Source organism: Lysobacter sp. A378 (assembly GCF_054052125.1).
On sequence record NZ_JBSVRK010000001.1, the window covers coordinates 876,079 to 893,525 of the forward strand.

Genomic DNA, 17,447 nt, shown 5'->3' on the forward strand with positions numbered 1-17,447 from the left:
GAGCCGTTAGCATAGCGCAATGGCTGCCAGTTCCCGATCCGTCGAAACCCTGCCCGAAGAGGCTTGTGTGCCTCCTGCGGCGTCGCATGATGTGTTGATCATTGGCGGTGGCCTGGTGGGCTCCAATCTGGCCATCGCGCTGGAACAGGTGGGGGTCGACGTCGGACTGGTGGAGGCCGTGGCGCCGGCAGACCCGTCGACAGCCGCGCAGGCCAGCGTTTTCGATGAGCGCAACCTCAGCTTCGCCGAGGCGACCGTGAATGCGCTGACGGCGCTGGGAGTGATGCAGGAGCTGCGTGCACCGGGCGGGGCTATCGAACGGATCCACGTCAGCCGCCGCGGGGATTTCGGACGCAGCCTGCTGCGTGCCTGCGACCATGGCCGCAGCGAATTTGGCCGGGTGGTGGTCGCACGCGATTTTGGCCAGGCGCTGGAAGCACGGCTGTCCGGACTGTCCGGTTTGACGCGATATCGTCCGGCGCGTTTCCAGACGCTGGAACCGGACCAGGAAGGGTTTCGGGCTGTACGGATCGCCGACGACAGCGGTGAGCACTTGTTGCGGGCGCAGCTGCTGGTCGGCGCCGATGGCACGCGCAGTGCGGTGCGCGAGAGCCTGGGTATTGGCGCCCGGGTGCACGACTACCAGCAGACCCTGTTTGTCACCCGGATGCGGCCCGAACGCGCGCCCGACGGCACCGCCTATGAACGTCTGGGTGCGTCCGGTCCGACCGCCTTGCTGCCGCGGGGTGATCGTCATTACGGATTGGTGCACGCGGTTGCACGCGACGATGCGGAGGCGGTCGCGGCGCTGGACGAAGCCGCGTTCCTGGCGCGGGTGCAGGCGGCGTTTGGCTGGCGGGCCGGACGTTTCCTGGCGTGTGGCCCGCGGGTGGCCTACCCGGCCATCCGGGTGCTGGCCGAGCGCACACACGCCCATCGCGCCTTGTTGGTGGGTAATGCCGCGCAGACCATCCATCCCCTGGGCGCGCAGGGCTTCAATCTGGGATTGCGTGATGCACTGATGCTTGCCGAGCTTGTTGAAGCGGCGCGCCGGGCGGACCCGATGGCTGATTGCGGCGCCACCGGCCTGCTGGCCACCCATGCGCAGCGGCGTGCGCAGGATCGCCGGCGGACGCTGGAGTTTTCCGATGGACTGACACGGATCACGACGAACCCATCGCCACTGCTGAGGCCGCTTCGCAGCCTCGGATTGCTGGCGATCGATCAACTGCCGTCCTTGCAGGCGAGCCTGGTGGCCGGTGCGTTGGGCTACCGCGGCGACGTGCCCGCGTTGTCACGCCGCCGGGTGGATGACGCATGAGTCGGCGCGGGATGCTCGATGCGGTGGTGGTGGGTGCCGGCGTGGTCGGCTCCGCCGCGGCGTTGGCGCTCGCCCTGCGCGGGTTGCGCGTTGCATTGGTGGAAAACCGCCAGCCGGCCCCATGGCGACGCGATGCACCAGATCTGCGGGTGTTTGCCTTCGCGCCCGACAACGCGGCCCTGCTGGACCGGCTGGGGGTGTGGAATGCGATCACCAGCGCACGCATCCAGCCCTACCGCGAAATGCGTGTCTGGGACGCGGCTGGCGGCGCGCCGCTGGTATTTGATGCCGACCAGCTGGCGCGGCGTGAGCTGGGCTGGATCGTCGAGAACGGGTTGCTGGTTGACCGACTCTGGAACGCCTTGCCGGGGGCCGGAGTGCAACTGCTTTGTCCCGAGCAGGTCACGTCACTGGAGCAGGACGCCGACAGCGTGAATCTCGGATTGGCGTCGGGCGGTCGCCTGCGCGCACGCCTGCTGGTGGCCGCCGACGGTGCCGATTCGCAGCTGCGCGCACTGGCCGGGATCGATGCCCCGCGGCACGATTACCACCAACGTGGGCTGGTGGGGTTCATCCAGCATGAGCGTGCGCATCAAGCGACTTGCTGGCAACGGTTCCTGCCGGGCGGGCCGTTGGCGTTCCTGCCATTCAGCGACACCGATGATGGCCAGCCGCGCAGCTCGATTGTGTGGACCTTGCCGGAAGATGAAGCCGCGCGGCTGTTGGCGGCCGATGACAAGACGTTCCTGGCCGAACTTGGGCGGGCGTTCGACGGGCCGCTCGGAGCGCTGCTTGCGGTGTCCAAGCGGGCTGCGTTCCCGTTGCGCCGGCAACTGGCCACCACCCAGCTGGCTGGGCGGATGGTGCTGGTGGGCGACGCCGCGCACGCGGTCCATCCACTGGCCGGGCAGGGCGTGAACCTGGGTTTGCGCGATGTCGCCGGCCTGGATGCGATGCTGGCCGGGACGATTGCCGGCAATGGCGATCCGGGAGCGGGCAGTCGCCTGCAACGTTGGGACCGTCAGCGCCGAAGCGACAACACGATTTCAGCGCACGCCTTCGAGATGATCAACCGGATGTTTTCCAACGATGCGGTCGCGCCCACGTTGTTGCGCGGGCACCTGCTCGGCCTGGCCGGGCGCATGCCGCCGCTGACCCGGGCACTGTGGCGTCACGCGGCCGGGCTGCGGGACTGATGGTGGGCGCCTGGATCAGCGCTTGGGCATCGCCAGCACGGTGATTTCTTCACGATCGTGAAACAACTGGCGGGCACGGATGACCATCGGCCGGTGGGTCTGGTGCTCGAAGGCCTCCAGGCAGATCCGGGTCTCCTCCCAGCGCTTCTTCATCGGCAGCTTCAGGTTGAACACCGCGTACTTGCACCAGCCTTCGCGAAACCAGGTTGCCATGCGGTCAGCGACCCGGCGCGGTTGTTCGACCATATCGCAGACCATCCAGTCGACCGGGCGTCGCGGCTGCCACTGGAACCCGTCGGCGCGTATGTGTTCGACCCGGCCGCTTTCCAGCAACTGCTCGCGCATCGGGCCGTTGTCGACGGCGGTGACCAGCATGCCGTGGCGCACCATCACCCAGCTCCAACCGCCCGGCGCCGCGCCCAGGTCGACGGCCTGCATGTTGTCGCGCAGCAACCCCTTGCGTTCGTTGTCGTCCAGCAGCGTCAGCAGCGCCTCTTCCAACTTGAGTGCGGATCGGCTCGGGGCGTCGGCGTGCATCCGCAGCCGCGGAATCCCCAACGGCCATGGCGAGCTGTCCGCCGGCGTGCTGGTGGCCAGCACCAGATGGTGGCCGCCCAGGAAAACCACGTGCAGTCGCGGCCGGCGCAGGTCCTCCTTCGCGCTGAGCCAACCGGCCTTGCGCAGCGCCGGGCGCAGCGCGTTGCCGAAACTGCGGGCCAGCCCGGCCAGCGGCTTGCCGGCATCCGAGTCGGGATGTTCGACCCACAAATCGCCAAATCGCGGCTGGCCCTGGTTCGCGTTGGGCAGCTCTGCCAGCGCAGCAAGCAGCGGAGTGATCCGGTCGGTGGGATCCAGCGCGCGCAAGTCGGCCAGTCGCAACAGCTTCTGGCGGGCGAATACCAGTTGGTCCAACGGCACCGCGCGCGAAAGCGCCAACGCGTCGGCGGTGATGAACTCGACATAGCCGTTGCCACGCTCGGCACGCGCGTAACCCGACACGCCGACAAGGGCGGCCCGCTCGGTGAGCTCGGCAGCCAGTTCCGGTTCGAACCCGGCGCGGCACCAGCAAAAAAGTGCATCGGCCATGTCAGTACCCGACCCCGCCGAGTTGCGCATAGCTGGCCAGTACTTCGCGCGCGGCAGTTCGATGCAGGTCGCGCACGACCGCGATGCCGCGTCGCTCCAGCTCACCCACCCAGTCGCTGGGCAACGGGCCTTCGTCGAACTCGGTCAGCTCCTCAACGTCCTCGCTGCGTGCGCCGATCAGCAACCGGTCGATGCCGGCCCAGATCGTCGCCCCATAGCACTGGCAGCAGGGTTGCGCGGAAGTCGCCAAGGTGATTGGTCCGGCGCTGACCCCGGGTTCCACCTGGTTGAGTCGGCTGCGCTGGGTGCGCTGCTGGGCCAGCATGTAGGCCATGGTTTCAGCATGTGCCAGCGAACAGGCCTGGGGGACCACCCGGTTGACCCCGATGGCGAGGATGCGGTCGTCGCGGTCGAACACCGCCGCACCAAACGGACCGCCGCTGCGGGCATCGATGTTGCGCCGGGACAGGTCGATGGCCAGCGCAACCTTGGCGTCGTCACCGGTGTAGGTGGCGGCGGTATCGATCGCTCCGTGGACCCAGACCGGCAAGGTCAGGTGGATTTGTGCGTACAGCATCGGCAGGTCTCCATTATTTCAACCGGGCCTGGTTGCTGCCCTGGCACCGGTTATTCACGCATTGGCAATGGCTGATCGCCGGGAAGCCGCAGACCGAAGCCATGCCGGTGCTCGCGCATTGTGCCTGCACGCGGGCCGGGTCGGTCGGGCTGTCGAGGTTGACGCATGAGGGGTAATAGCCACAGCAGTTGCCGACGTTCTTTACCGTGCAATCGGCGTCGCTGTGGCAACTGCGGTCGATCTGGACCGGGTTGCCGGTGATGATCCGCCCGACACTGCTGGCGGGTGCCGGCGTGGGTGAGCGATGACCGTCGATCGTGGATGGGGCGCTGCAGCCGGCCAGCATCAACAACAGCAATAGCCATGGTACGAAAAATCCCGGGGTGCGTTTGCTCTGTCTTGCTGGCAGGCAGTGACTCAAACCTTGTTGGCCCAGATGTCGCGCAAGGTGACACTGCGGTTGAACACCGGCTTGCCGGGCGCATGGTCGCGGCGATCGGCAACAAAGTAGCCCACGCGTTCGAACTGGAAGGTCTGCTCCGGTGCGGCCAGGACCACCGAGGGCTCCACCTGCCCGGTCACGGTGCGGCACGAATCGGGGTTCAGGTGATCCTGGTAGGTCTTGCCGTCATTGTCGTTGTCCGGGTCCGGTACCAGGAACAGGCGGTCGTACAGGCGGATTTCCGTGGCGATCGCGTTGCGGGCACAGACCCAGTGGATGGTGCCCTTGATCTTGCGGCTCGCGCCTTCCAAGCCGGGCCGGGATTCGGGGTCGAGGGTGGCGTGCACTTCGATCACCTGTCCCTGCTCATCGCGCACGACACCGGTGCAGCGCACGATACCGGCACCGCGCAAGCGCACCTCGCCCCCCGGGACCAGACGTCTGAAGCCCTTGGGTGGCACTTCGGCGAAATCATCGCGCTCGATCCACAACGCATTCGAAAAGGGCACCTGGCGCGAACCGAAGTCCTCATCCTTGGGATGGTTGGGGAAGGTGAGCGACTCGGTGTGGTCGTCGGGCAGGTTGTCGATGACCAGCTTCAGCGGATCCAGTACCGCCATCCGACGGGCCGCAGTGGCATCCAGGTCCTCGCGCAGGCAGCCTTCCAGTACCGAGAAATCGATCATCGAGTTCTGCTTGCTGACACCCAGCCGGTCGACGAACAGACGCACAGACGAGGGCGTGTAGCCACGGCGGCGCAGTCCCAGCAAGGTGGGCATGCGCGGGTCGTCCCAGCCATCGACCAGCCCGGACTGCACCAGCGCCATCAGCTTGCGCTTGCTCATCACGGTGTAGTTGATGTTCAGGCGCGAGAACTCGATCTGGCGTGGCTTTGCGGCCTCCAGCGGCAGGCCGTTGGAGGTCAGCGGCTTCAGCAGGTCGGGGTGGCCGGCCAGGTCGACCTGGTCCACGCACCAGTCATACAGGGGGCGGTGGTCTTCGAATTCCAGCGTGCACAACGAATGGGTGATGCCCTCGATTGCATCACCCAGTGCATGGGCGTAGTCGTACATCGGGTAGATGCACCACGCGTCGCCGGTGTTCTGGTGCGGCACGTGCTTGATCCGGTAGATCGCCGGGTCACGCAGGTTGATGTTGCCGCTGGCCATGTCGATCTTCGCCCGCAGGGTGCGCGCGCCGTCGGGGAACTCGCCGGCACGCATGCGGCGGAACAGGTCGAGGTTCTCGTCGATGCTGCGGTCGCGGAACGGCGATGGCCTTCCGGGCTCGGTCAGGCTGCCGCGGTACTCGCGTATCTGCTCGGCGCTGAGGTCGCACACAAAGGCATCGCCCTGGGTGACCAGCTTTTCCGCCGCCAGGTAGTACACCTCGAAATAGTCGGATGAGTGGCGCAGTTCATTCCACTGAAAACCCAGCCATTGCACGTCTTCCTGGATCGCGGCGACGTACTCGAGGTCTTCGCGTGTCGGGTTGGTGTCGTCCAGGCGCAGGTTGCACACGCCGCCGAATTCCTTGGCGATGCCGAAATCCAGGCAGATCGCCTTGGCATGGCCAATGTGCAGGTAGCCGTTGGGCTCGGGTGGGAAGCGGGTCTTGATCGCCGTGTGCTTGTCGCTGGCGATGTCGTCGCGGACGATCTGGCGGACGAAGTCCTGCTTGAGGGGTGTGCCCGGATCAATGGTGGGGGACGTGGACTCAGACATGCGGCGCATCGGGGAGACGAAGGGGAAGCGACAAGTCTAGCCGGTGTCAGGGCACGGTTCCCGTTGTTGTCACGGCATTGTCGTGGTGCGCGGTATGCTCGGCTGCAATGGCATCACGCCTATTACATCACGCCTATTACATCATGCCTATTGTGGAGCGTACCGATGAGGGTCGTATATGAAGCTGCCGGGATCATTGACGCCCATCTGATCCGTCACGCGCTGGAAGCGGCGGAGATTCCGGTGTTCATCAAGGGCGAAGCCTTGCTCGGCGGCATGGGCGAGCTTCCGATGTTCGGCCTGGTCCAGGTCTGTGTGCCGGATGCGGCCTGGCTTGCGGCGCGCGAGGTGGTGGAAACGGTTGGCCTGGGCGCACCGGTCGCGCTGGGCGAATCGGACCAGGACCATTGGCAGGCAGGCGCCGCACCCGCGGTGGGATGAGAGCGGCTGCCGCGCGTTCAGCCGAGCGCTGGGTCAGGCTTCGGTGCTTCCAGCAGCGCGGCTGGCAATCGGCGCAAGCCTTGTGCGACCTGTTCCAGCAGCGGGCCCATTGCGGAGGTCTTGCGCCATACCATCGCGATGCGGCGGTGCGGCGATTCACCCCTGAAGGGCAGTAGCGCGATATCCGGAGACGGCGGTACCGGCGGCTGGGTCGCCAGTACCGGCAGCAACGTCAGCCCGACCCCGGCGGCCACCATCTGTCGCAAGGTCTCCAGACTGGTCGCACGAAACCCGTCACGCTCCCCGGCGCCGGCCATACGGCAGACATCCAGCGCCTGGTCGCGCAGGCAATGGCCTTCTTCCAGCAGCAGCAGCGGGACATGGTCAAGGTCGCTGATCGCCAGCGATTTTCGCGCTGCCAGCGGATGTCCACGGGGCACCGCCAGCAGGAAAGGTTCATCAAACAGCGGTTGCACATGCAACTGTTCGTCGTGGACCGGTAGCGCGAGCAGGGCCGCGTCCAGTCGCCCCTCGTGCAGGCGCGCCAGCAGGGCGTCGGTCTTCTCCTCCACCAGCAGCAATTCGAGCCGGGGGAAACGCTCGCGCAGTGACGGCAGCACGTGCGGCAGCAGGTAGGGGCCGAGGGTCGGGAACATGCCCAGGCGGATACTGCCGGCCTCCGGGTCCTGGCTGTGACGGGCGATCTGGGTCATCTGTTCGACATTGGCCAGCGCCTTGCGTGCGCGCTCGACGATCTCGCGCCCGATCGGGGTCAGCATCACCTTGCGGGGTGCGCGCTCGAACAGCACCACTCCCAGTTCCTCCTCCAGTTTCCTGATCTGGGTGGACAAGGTGGGCTGGCTGACGAAGCTGGCCGCCGCCGCGCGACCGAAGTGCCGGTGCTCGGCCAGTGCCACCAGGTATTTGAGATCGCGCAGGTTCATGGGGTGCCTCGCTCACGCCGCGTCGCGCCGGCTTGGCAGAGCCGGTGCGACGCGACGCGTGGGTCAGATCAGGCGACCGCGGCTTCTGGCTGCGGCACGGAGTGGGCGGTTGCCGGGGCCGGCGTCCGGATCAGATGATCGAACGCGCTCAGGGCAGCCGTGGAGCCTGCCCCCATCGCGATCACGATCTGCTTGTACGGCACCGTGGTCGCGTCACCGGCGGCGAACACGCCCGGCATCGAGGTGCCGCCGCGCTCGTCGATGACGATTTCGCCGCGTGGGGACAGTTCCAGGTCGCCCTTCAGCCAGTCGGTGTTGGGCAGCAGTCCGATCTGCACGAAGATGCCGTCCAGGTCGACCTGGTGGACTTGCTCGCTCACGCGGTCCTTGTAGACCAGTGTGGTGACCTTCTTGCCGTCGCCCAACACCTCGGTGCTCAAGGCGCTGACGATGATGGTCACGTTGGGCAGGCTGCGCAGCTTGCGTTGCAGGACTTCGTCGGCGCGCAGCTGGCTGTCGAACTCGACCAGGGTGACGTGCTTGACGATGCCGGCCAGGTCGATCGCGGCCTCGACGCCGGAGTTGCCGCCGCCGATCACCGCCACGTCCTTGCCCTTGTACAGCGGGCCATCGCAATGCGGGCAATAGGCGACGCCCTTGTTGCGGTATTCCTCCTCACCGGGAACACCCATCTGCCGCCAGCGCGCGCCGGTGGACAGGACCACGCTGCGTGATTTCAGCGACGCGCCGTTGGCCAGTTGCACCTCGACCAGCCCACCGGGTTCGCTCGCCGGGATCAGCTTGGTCGCGCGCTGCAGGTTCATGATGTCGACGTCGTATTCCCTGACGTGCTGCTCCAGCGCGGTGGCCAGCTTGGGGCCTTCGGTGTAGGTGACCGAGATGAAGTTCTCGATTGCCATCGTGTCCAGTACCTGGCCGCCGAAACGCTCGGCCGCCACGCCGGTGCGGATGCCCTTGCGCGCGGCATAGACCGCTGCCGCCGCGCCGGCCGGGCCGCCGCCGATTACCAGCACCTCGAACGGCGCCTTGGTCTTGATCTCCTCGGCCGCGCGCTGCCCGGCACCGGTGTCCAGGCGGGCGACGATCTGCTCGACCGTCATCCGGCCGGTGTCGAAGGCCTCACCGTTGAGCAGCACGGTCGGCACCGACATGATCTCGCGCGCCTCGACCTCGTCCTGGAACAGTGCGCCGTCGATCGCGACGTGGTGGATGTTGGGATTCAGCACGCTCATCAGGTTCAGCGCCTGCACCGTGTCCGGGCAGCTCTGGCACGACAGCGACATGAAGGTCTCGAAGCGGTACTCGCCTTCCAGGTCGCGGATCTGGTTGGCTTCTTCCTCGGAGATCTTCGCCGGATGGCCGCCGACCCACAGCAGCGCAAGCACCAGCGAGGTGAACTCGTGACCCATCGGGATCGCGGCAAAGCCGACGCTGACGTCGGTACCGATGCGGTTGATCGTGAACGACGGCTTGCGCGGCTGCGAATCGTCGCGGCGCAGGCTGATCTTGTCGGACAGCGCGGCGATGTCGTTGAGCAGGGTGTTGAGCTCCTGCGACTTGTCGCCATCGTCGAGCGAGGCGACCAGCTCGATCGGCTGGACCAGCTTCTCGAGATAGCCCTTCAATTGGGTCTTGAGGTTGTTGTCAAGCATGGCAATGGCTCCATGAAGGCGAAAAATGATGGCTCGGGTGCTTGCAGAAGCGGCCTGGGGCGAGGGGAGGGAGCCGGAGAGAGTGTTCCGGCAACGTCCCAGGCCGCTGATGCAAGCAACCGGATAAGCAAGGTGCGGATTCCGGTGGGCCGGATCGACGCGGCGGAGGGCCGGGCGACTTGCGCCCGGACTCCGTGTCACATGAAGCGGGTGGAGACTTTGGAGAAGCCCTGCCAACTCGCTTTTGATTGTCACTTCCGTAGCGACCGTTACTCCCGTAGGACCGTCACTCCCGCGCAGGCGGGAGTCCAGGGACGTTGCCAATCGACGACTTGACGTCCATGGATCCCCGCCTTCGCGGGGATGACGGCTTACTGTCAGGTGACGGTGCGCTGCCAGGTGACGGTGTGCTGTCAGCTGACGGTGCGCTGCCAGGTGACGGTGTGCTGTCAGATGACGGTGTGCTGTCAGATGACGGTGTGCTGTCAGATGACGGTGTACTGCCAGGTGACAGTTTGTTGCGGGGTGACGATCCGTTGCCGGGTAACGGCAACGGTTCAGGCGATCCTTAGATCTTGCCGACCAGGTCCAGTGACGGCTCCAGGGTCTTCTCGCCTTCCTTCCACTTGGCCGGGCAGACCTCGTTCGGATGGGCGTTGACGTACTGGGCGGCCTTGACCTTGCGCAGCAGCTCGGACGCGTCGCGGCCGATGCCGCCCGCGTTGATCTCGATGATCTGGATCTTGCCGTCCGGGTCGATCACGAAGGTGCCGCGATCGGCCAGACCAACGTCCTCGATCATCACCTCGAAGTTGCGGGTGATGGTGCCGGTCGGGTCGCCGACCATCGTGTACTGGATCTTCTTGATCGCCTCGGAGCTGTCGTGCCAGGCCTTGTGGGCGAAGTGGGTGTCGGTGGAGACGCTGTAGATCTCCACGCCCAGCTTCTGGAACTCGGCGTAGTTCTCGGCCAGGTCTTCCAGCTCGGTCGGGCAGACGAAGGTGAAGTCGGCCGGGTAGAAGAATACGACCGACCACTTGCCCTTCAGGTCGGCGTCGGAGACTTCAATGAACTTGCCGTTCTTGAACGCCTGGGCCGTAAACGGCTTGATTTCGGTATTGATCAGAGACATCAATGGATCCTCGGGTTGGTTGATGAACAGGAGAGAGTGAAGCCATCATAGATCGGCCGTTTTGATTGTTCAAATCGATTGAATTTATCATTGCAATAGATCGTAACTATCAATGGAGTGCTGATGCCTGAACCGATGGCAGTGGGCGGATCACGTCTGGATCCCCGGAGCGTCGCTGTGGGCGCAGCCGATGGAGTACCAGCACGCTCCAGTCCAGATCGCGGTGATCCGCTCGTTTATCAAGTGAAGCCGCGCCAAACCCCCGCTTTTTTCCGGAACCTAGGGTTGTCTCCGGTACGATGCGGCTGGTTAAGCACGCCGATTTAAAACACACCAATGCTGGAGCCCGATGGCACGCATAGACCACACGCTGCGCGCGGCACGGTCGGGGATCGAGCCCGGCGAGGCGGAGTTGTTGCTCGCCCACGTGCTGGGGCGGCCCCGAAGCTGGCTGTACGCCCATGGCGACGATTCGCTGGATGAGCAGAACTCGGCGCGGTTCGAAGTATTGCTGACGCGGCGCCGCGCGGGCGAGCCGGTGGCCTACCTGCTTGGCCAGCGGGGGTTCCGGGACTTCGACCTGCGGGTGGGCCCGGCAGTGCTGATCCCGCGACCCGAGACCGAGTTGTTGGTTGAGCTGGCATTGGACCGGTTGCCCGACACAGTGGTGCTTTCGATTGCGGACCTGGGTACCGGTAGCGGTGCCATCGCGATTGCCTTGGCACGTGAACGGCCACTGGCGCGCGTGGTTGCCACCGACGCCAGTGCGGATGCGCTGCAGGTCGCGATCGACAATGCGGGCCGGTTGGGCATGCCGAACATCGAGTTTTCACAGGGGGATTGGCTGACCCCGCTTGCCGGCGCAAGCTTCAACTTGATCGCAAGCAATCCGCCTTACATCGCCCAGGCCGATGTCCATCTGGGCCAGGGCGACTTGCGTTTCGAGCCGCGCGGGGCGCTGGTCTCCGGCGAAGACGGACTGGACGCGCTGCGGGTGATCACCCGCGATGCGCCGCAGCACCTGATGCCGGGTGGCTGGCTGTTGCTGGAGCACGGTTGGGACCAGGGCGAACGCGTACGCGGGATGCTGGCTGAGGCCGGACTGGTCGAGGTGGCGACCGTCGCCGACCTGGAGCAACGCGATCGCATCAGTCTGGGTCGCAAGCCGGATTGAACCGGTTGGAAGACCGACTTCGCGGGTTGGTGGGCAACGTGCTCAAGACGCACCGGTCGGCTCGGGGAGTGCGGCAACGTTGAGGCCTCGTTAGACTCGGGCCATCTTTCCAGCGAGCGTCAGCATGCGCAGCCTATACCCCGAGATCCAGCCTTACGACACCGGCACCATCGAGGTCGATGAACGCCACACCTTGTACTACGAGCAGTGCGGCAATCCCGACGGCAAGCCGGTGGTGTTGCTGCACGGTGGCCCGGGCGGTGGCTGCAGCAGCAAGATGCGGCGCTTCCACGATCCGGCCAGGTACCGGATCATCCTGTTCGACCAGCGTGGCAGCGGCCGCTCCACGCCGGCCGCCGACCTGGTCAACAACACCACCTGGCACCTGGTGGAGGACATCGAGAAGTTGCGGGTCAAGTTGGGCGTGGACCGGTGGCAGGTGTTCGGTGGCAGCTGGGGCTCGACGCTGGCATTGGCCTACGCCGAGAAGCACCCCAAGCGGGTGACCGAGCTGGTCCTGCGCGGGATCTTCATGCTGCGGCGCTGGGAGCTGGAGTGGTTCTACCAGGAAGGTGCCAGCCGCCTGTTCCCGGAGGCCTGGCAGCACTATGTGCAGGCGATCCCCGAGGTCGAGCGCCACGACCTGATCAGTGCCTTCCACCGTCGACTGACCAGCAGCGACGAGAAGGCCCGGTTGGACGCCGCCAGAGCCTGGAGCGTGTGGGAAGGCGCGACCAGCTTCCTGCATGTCGACGAGGATTTCACCACCAGCCACGAGGACCCGGAGTTCGCACTCGCGTTCGCCCGGATCGAGAACCACTATTTCGTCAACAGCGGCTTCTTCGAGGTTGACGACCAGTTGCTGCGTGACGTCGGCAACATCGCCGATATCCCCGGCATCATCGTGCATGGCCGCTATGACGTGGTCTGCCCGGTGCAAAATGCTTGGGATCTGCATCAGGCCTGGCCGAAGGCCGAGTTGTCGATCAGTCCGGCCTCGGGCCATTCGGCATTCGAGGCCGAGAACGTGGATGCGCTGGTACGGGCGACCGACGGCTTTGCCTAGCTCGCGCTCAGGCCGGGTTGGCGGGTGAACCGTCCGGGTTGCGATCAATCATCCACAGCCCGGCCCACAGTTTCAGGTCCAGTTCGAAGCCTTCGCGCTGCTTCTGTATCAGCCATTGCGGGACCTGCGGACGCGGGACCTTGTGCACGGTGATGTCTTCGTTGTCGACGCCGCCGCCTTCACCCACCTTGACCAGGTCCGACGCACGCACGAACGCGATGCGCTCGCTGCTCATCCCCGAAGAAGTCGGCCCGGTGAGCAGCACGTCGACGCGACCGGGCTCCCAGCCGGTCTCCTCGACCAGCTCCCGATGCGCGGCGCTGGCCAGGGTGTCCTCGGCATGGTCATCGCCGACCAGCCCGGCGGGCATCTCGATGGTGCGGGCGCCAAGCGGCACCCGGTATTGCTCTACGAACAACACATGGTCATCGGGCGTGACGGCGATGATGATCACCGCCATGCCGTTGCCGTGGGTGCGCTCGGCATACTCCCAGCGGCCGCGACGGACCATGCGCAGCCATTGGCCGTCGTAGAGGATTTCGGGAGTTTCGTCATGGTCGGTCATGGTTCGATGCTAACCGCGCCTTGACGCTAAAACACGGTTTGCCTTCAGGCAGGGGCGAATTCAAGGCCTGCGGCGTTGTAGAGCCGGCGGCGGGTCATCGGGCCGAAGCGCAGGCCATTGCACAAGGCCCCCAGGGTCGCGCCATCGGCGCTGTTGCGCAGGAAATGTTCCTGGCTGCCTTCCAACGCCACGTCGCAGGCGATGGTGGACAGTTGCCGGCACAGCAGGGCTTGCTCGCGATGCATGCGCAGCCGTTGCGCGCAGGCTTTGGCCCCACGCAGGCGCAGGAACGGGACTTCCTCGACGCGTTCGAGCAAGGCGTCCAGGGTGTCAAAGTGCGCCAGCAATGCCGCGGCGGTTTTTGCGCCAATCCCCGGTACCCCGGGAATGTTGTCCACCGCGTCGCCGCACAGCGCCAGGTAGTCGGCCATCTGTCGCGCCTGCACCCCGTGCCGGGCCGGCACCCCGTCCGCACCCCAGCGCTGGCCACGGGCAAAATCCCACTGCTCGTCGTGCTCGCCAAGCAGTTGCGACAGGTCCTTGTCAGCTGACACGATCACCGACCGGAAACCGTGCGCCCGTGCCTGCACGCAGGCGCTGCCAATCAGGTCGTCGGCTTCGTAATGGCGGTGCCCCAGTACGCTCAGCCCGAGCGCCGCGCACAAGGCCCGGCACTGCCCGAACTGGCGCCTGAGCTCTTCCGGTGCGGGGTCGCGGTTGGCCTTGTAGGCTGGATACAGCAGGTTGCGAAAACACGAATCCAGTGCCTCGTCGAAGGCCACCGCGATGTGCTGCGGCCGGGTCCGGTCCAGCAGCTCCAGCAGGAACCGGGCGAAGCCGTGCACCGCGTTGGTCGGCCAGTCGTCGGCGTCGCGGAACTCATCGGGCATCGAGTGCCAGGCCCGGAACACGTACAAGCTGGCGTCGACCAGATAAAGGGTGCGGGTGGGCACGGCGGTCGAAGCGCTCAAGGTGTCCACTGGGTGAGCAGCTCGGCGGGATCGGGGCGCTTGCGTTCAGCCGCTTGGCGGGAAGGAGTCCCCAGGTGGATGAAACCGATAACGTGTTCCGTTTCATCCAGGCCCAGCAGGCTGGCCACGTCCCGGTCGTAGGCGGCCCAGCCAGTCAGCCAGCAGCCACCGAAGCCGATTGCCTGCGCAGCCTGCAACAACGCAAAACCGGTGCAGCCTGCGGTGAGCAGGCGTTCCTGTGCGGGGATTTTTTCATCCGGCCCCAGTCGGGCGACCAGGACCACGATCACCGGGGCATGCAGGTAGCGATCGCGGTCCTTGGCGATGGCCGCCTCGCTGGCTTGCGGGTCGGCGGCCAGGTGACGCGCCGCCAGTTGCTCACCGAACACGCGACGTGCCTCGCCGCGGATGGATACAAACCGGAACGGTACCCTGGCGCCGTGGTCGGGTACGCGTGTCGCGCTGCCCAGCAGGCGTAGCAAGGTAGCCGGGTCGGGGCCCGGCTCGCCCAGCAGCATGAAAGGCACCGAGCGGCGGGCATCCAGTGGCGCCAACGGGTTGGGTGGCTGTGAAGGGCTAATGTGATAGGTATTGGTGCGGCTGGCGGACATGCATCACAGTTTGATGAAGGTAATGATTGGCTGACGTATCTTGCCACTAAGCTGCGTAGTGCGTCCGTTGAGACGAGTCAACGTCACACCAACCTCGGAGTAGGCGTGCCTATCCAACCATCGCGTGGCGTCAACGCCGTGCCAACTGATCCTACCCGGGTGCTTGAACAGATCAAGCGACTGGTGCTGGAGCATCTGGGTGGGCTGCCTGGGGAGTTTTACGGGCCGATCGAGGAGACGTTGAATGCGGCAGCCGTGGGTGGCGATGACGCCCATGCCGGACAGGTCGTCTATCAGAGCCAGTCGGCATTGTGGGTGTTGCGCCAACATCATGCAGCCCAGGTGATGCGCTACCGGCAGCAGATCGCGCAGGGGTTCGACGATTTCCGCTCGCCGCATGCTCGCAATCAAGGCGACCAGCCATTGGGCCTGATCGCTGATACCCAGATCGATTTCCACCTGGCAGGGCAAGCGCTCGTCACAGTGCTTCAACACGATTTTGAAGAGCCCCTGGAGGTGATGGACCGGCGCCTGGGACTGTTGGCCGCTGCGCTTGGCGTGGAAGCCAGCGTCAACCCGATCGGTCCGCTACGGCTGGCCAACACCTTCGTAGAGACCTTCAGCGACGAGCAGATTCCCGAGATCCTGCGCGGGCACCTGTTCGGCCATTACCAACACGAGTTGATCCGGACGTTGGACGAGATATACGCCAAGGCCAATACCCTGTTGGCAACGGCGGGCTATGGCATGGCGGAAGTGCCTCGCCGAGCACCGATTTCCGCCGGGTCGCGGTCGCCGGCGTCATCGGGTCGCAGTGAATCGAGTCATGGCGAATTGGGTCATGGCGAATCCGGTCATGCGGATGGGTCTGACGGACGAGGCGGACGAAACTACGACGGTCACGGCCACGCAGACCACATCGGACATGGTGGACACGGCGGGTACGGCCATCAGGCGGGCAACGGTCGCGTAGCGGGGTCAGATCAGGGTTACGGACGTGATGGCCCAGCAGGGCAGTCAGGACAGGCAGAGCAAGCAGGCCATGGCCATCGCGGTCAGGCTGGCGTCGGTGCAGGTATCGGCGGCGATTCCGCTACCCCGCACGAACTGGGTGAGCTGCGCAGCATGCTGCATGCATGGCGAGAGGGCGCTTTGAACAGCCCCGCCGAGCCGACCAGCCAGGCGAAAACGGACGCTTCGTCGCAATGGCACGAGTTGCGGCTCGATGAGGTGGTCAGTGTCGCCTCGCTGCTGCAGGCCGAGCCCGCCGATGCTTTCGCCCGTGCGCTGGCGGGGTCCGGGACATTGGCCGATGTGATCCGGCAACAACTCAGCGGTGGTTCGCGCCGGCTGGGACTGGATCCGCAACGGATCCGCTTCAGCACCGAAGACGAGGATGCGATCGACCTGGTCGGACTGGTGTTCGACTCGCTGTTCCACAGTCAGCAATTCGAGGCCCCGGCGCGGCGGGTGTACGCGCGCCTGGTGTTGCCTTTTGTCAAGGTGGCGTTGACGGACCAGCAGTTGTTCGTGCAGCCGGGGCATCCGGCGCGGCGACTGTTTGACTCGATCACCGAGGCGATCGCCGGCAATCGCGGCGAGACCGCCCATGAGCGTGAGCTGCTGGACCGGGCGACCGCCATCTCGCAACGCGTGGTCGCCGAGTACAACGAGGATCTGGCGATTTTCGAGATCGCCCACCATGAGCTGGACACGATGTTGCAGCAGCAACGGCGACGCATCGAATTGCAGGCCGAGCGGGCGGCGAAGGCGACCTATGGCCGCGAGCGGCTGAACCACGCGCGCGAGTACACCGACACCCTGTTGTCACGTCGTCTCGCCGCTCCGCCGTTGAGCCCCGCTGTGGCCGAGTTCCTGAGTACGACCTGGCGGCATCATCTGGTCCAGGTGCTGCTGCGCGAAGGGCCCGACAGCGAGCAGCTGGTCGAGGCGATCGCGCTGGGCGACTCGTTGGTGGAGGCAGACCGGATCGCCGCAGAAGGCCGTGGTCGCGATCTCGCCCGCCACCTGCTGGCAATAGAGCCGGCGATCAGCACCTGTCTGGCCAGCTCCGGGCTGGGTCACAGCGCTGCCGAGCATGGTTTGGCGGTATTGGTGAAGGGGTTGGTCTATCCCAACACGCCACGCGATCTGCATCCAGCGCCCCCCAGTGAGGCCGAGGAGGATGCGCAGGAGAAGTACCTGTGGCTGGACAAGGGGGAGCGACTGGAATTTGATCCTTCCCAAGCCGATCAACTGCGTTCGCTGGCCGTGGGCAGCTGGTTGCAAGTGACCGATATCCGGGGCAACTCCAGCGCGGCGAAGATTGCCTGGGTCAGTCCGGTCACCGGACGCCGGCTGTTGGTCAGCCGTCGGGGCGTGCGGCTGTTGGTGGCGTCCGTCGAGGAACTGGCGATGCTCGCCGGAGTGGGTCGATTGCGGACGGGTTGTGAGCCGACGGCTTTCGAGCAGGCGATGCAACACGTGCGGGTGCAGCTCGATCGGGCCGCCCATACCCACTGAA

16 protein-coding genes are annotated in these 17,447 nt (G+C 65.6%); 6 read left to right on the plus strand and 10 right to left on the minus strand.

From position 1 onward, the window contains the following. The first annotated feature begins 19 nt into the window (after positions 1 to 19). Both ubiH and ACW7G1_RS03925 read left to right on the plus strand, forming a co-directional pair. Entirely contained in the window at positions 20 to 1,321 is a 1,302-nt protein-coding gene (ubiH, locus tag ACW7G1_RS03920; RefSeq protein ID WP_456978436.1) for a 2-octaprenyl-6-methoxyphenyl hydroxylase, read from the plus strand. Then, positions 1,318 to 2,517 carry an FAD-dependent oxidoreductase gene (locus ACW7G1_RS03925; RefSeq protein ID WP_456978437.1) on the plus strand — a complete coding sequence of 400 codons (1,200 nt, stop codon included), beginning with the start codon at positions 1,318 to 1,320 and terminating at the stop codon, positions 2,515 to 2,517. Before ubiH ends, ACW7G1_RS03925 begins: the two co-directional genes overlap by 4 nt. 15 nt (positions 2,518 to 2,532) lie before the next feature. On the opposite strand, the gene rlmM is transcribed toward ACW7G1_RS03925, so the two are convergent. From rlmM to ACW7G1_RS03945, 4 genes are all read right to left on the minus strand, one after another. Next, positions 2,533 to 3,603 carry a 23S rRNA (cytidine(2498)-2'-O)-methyltransferase RlmM gene (gene rlmM, locus ACW7G1_RS03930; RefSeq protein WP_456978438.1) on the minus strand — a complete coding sequence of 357 codons (1,071 nt, stop codon included), beginning with the start codon at positions 3,601 to 3,603 and terminating at the stop codon, positions 2,533 to 2,535. 1 nt (position 3,604) lies between these two features. Continuing rightward, positions 3,605 to 4,180, minus strand: coding sequence for a nucleoside deaminase (locus tag ACW7G1_RS03935; RefSeq protein ID WP_456978440.1), 576 nt, complete (start codon positions 4,178 to 4,180; stop codon positions 3,605 to 3,607). A 13-nt stretch (positions 4,181 to 4,193) separates the two neighbouring features. After that, positions 4,194 to 4,526, minus strand: a complete 333-nt coding sequence (locus tag ACW7G1_RS03940; RefSeq protein WP_456978842.1) for a hypothetical protein — start codon at positions 4,524 to 4,526, stop codon at positions 4,194 to 4,196. Positions 4,527 to 4,597: 71 nt separating this feature from the next. Further along, positions 4,598 to 6,346 carry a glutamine--tRNA ligase/YqeY domain fusion protein gene (locus ACW7G1_RS03945; RefSeq protein ID WP_456978441.1) on the minus strand — a complete coding sequence of 583 codons (1,749 nt, stop codon included), beginning with the start codon at positions 6,344 to 6,346 and terminating at the stop codon, positions 4,598 to 4,600. A gap of 165 nt (positions 6,347 to 6,511) precedes the next feature. Here ACW7G1_RS03945 and ACW7G1_RS03950 point away from each other — a divergent pair, with 165 nt between their 5' ends. Next, positions 6,512 to 6,787 (plus strand): putative signal transducing protein, encoded by a 276-nt coding sequence (locus tag ACW7G1_RS03950; RefSeq protein WP_456978442.1) that lies wholly within the window; start codon positions 6,512 to 6,514, stop codon positions 6,785 to 6,787. 17 nt (positions 6,788 to 6,804) lie between these two features. Here the strand turns inward: ACW7G1_RS03950 and ACW7G1_RS03955 are convergent, their stop codons facing one another. The 3 genes from ACW7G1_RS03955 to ahpC form a co-directional block, all read right to left on the minus strand. Beyond that, a complete protein-coding gene (locus tag ACW7G1_RS03955; protein WP_456978443.1) occupies positions 6,805 to 7,731 on the minus strand; it encodes a LysR substrate-binding domain-containing protein in 927 nt (308 codons plus the stop codon). A gap of 68 nt (positions 7,732 to 7,799) precedes the next feature. Beyond that, the gene (ahpF, locus tag ACW7G1_RS03960) at positions 7,800 to 9,404 is read right to left on the minus strand and encodes an alkyl hydroperoxide reductase subunit F (RefSeq protein WP_456978444.1); all 1,605 of its coding nucleotides are present in this window, start codon (positions 9,402 to 9,404) and stop codon (positions 7,800 to 7,802) included. Between the two features lie 568 nt (positions 9,405 to 9,972). Then, on the minus strand, positions 9,973 to 10,536 hold the full coding sequence (ahpC, locus tag ACW7G1_RS03965) for an alkyl hydroperoxide reductase subunit C (protein WP_456978445.1): 564 nt from the start codon (positions 10,534 to 10,536) through the stop codon (positions 9,973 to 9,975). Between the two features lie 349 nt (positions 10,537 to 10,885). On the opposite strand from ahpC, the gene prmC reads away from it, so the two are divergent. Both prmC and pip read left to right on the plus strand, forming a co-directional pair. Beyond that, positions 10,886 to 11,710 (plus strand): peptide chain release factor N(5)-glutamine methyltransferase, encoded by an 825-nt coding sequence (prmC, locus tag ACW7G1_RS03970; protein WP_456978446.1) that lies wholly within the window; start codon positions 10,886 to 10,888, stop codon positions 11,708 to 11,710. Positions 11,711 to 11,834: 124 nt separating this feature from the next. Next, positions 11,835 to 12,776 carry a prolyl aminopeptidase gene (gene pip / locus ACW7G1_RS03975; protein ID WP_456978447.1) on the plus strand — a complete coding sequence of 314 codons (942 nt, stop codon included), beginning with the start codon at positions 11,835 to 11,837 and terminating at the stop codon, positions 12,774 to 12,776. 7 nt (positions 12,777 to 12,783) lie between these two features. Here the strand turns inward: pip and ACW7G1_RS03980 are convergent, their stop codons facing one another. From ACW7G1_RS03980 to ACW7G1_RS03990, 3 genes are read right to left on the minus strand one after another with little or no spacing between them, the layout of a single operon-like run. Next, a complete protein-coding gene (locus ACW7G1_RS03980) occupies positions 12,784 to 13,341 on the minus strand; it encodes an NUDIX hydrolase (RefSeq protein ID WP_456978448.1) in 558 nt (185 codons plus the stop codon). A gap of 44 nt (positions 13,342 to 13,385) precedes the next feature. Further along, positions 13,386 to 14,312 carry a 5'-3' exonuclease gene (locus ACW7G1_RS03985; protein ID WP_456978449.1) on the minus strand — a complete coding sequence of 309 codons (927 nt, stop codon included), beginning with the start codon at positions 14,310 to 14,312 and terminating at the stop codon, positions 13,386 to 13,388. Continuing rightward, positions 14,309 to 14,923: a nitroreductase family protein gene (locus ACW7G1_RS03990; protein ID WP_456978450.1), complete on the minus strand. Its 615-nt coding sequence runs from the start codon at positions 14,921 to 14,923 to the stop codon at positions 14,309 to 14,311. The genes ACW7G1_RS03985 and ACW7G1_RS03990 overlap by 4 nt, the downstream gene beginning before the upstream one ends. A 105-nt stretch (positions 14,924 to 15,028) precedes the next feature. On the opposite strand from ACW7G1_RS03990, the gene ACW7G1_RS03995 reads away from it, so the two are divergent. Continuing rightward, a complete protein-coding gene (locus ACW7G1_RS03995) occupies positions 15,029 to 17,446 on the plus strand; it encodes a DUF1631 family protein (RefSeq protein WP_456978451.1) in 2,418 nt (805 codons plus the stop codon). Position 17,447: the final 1 nt, after the last annotated feature.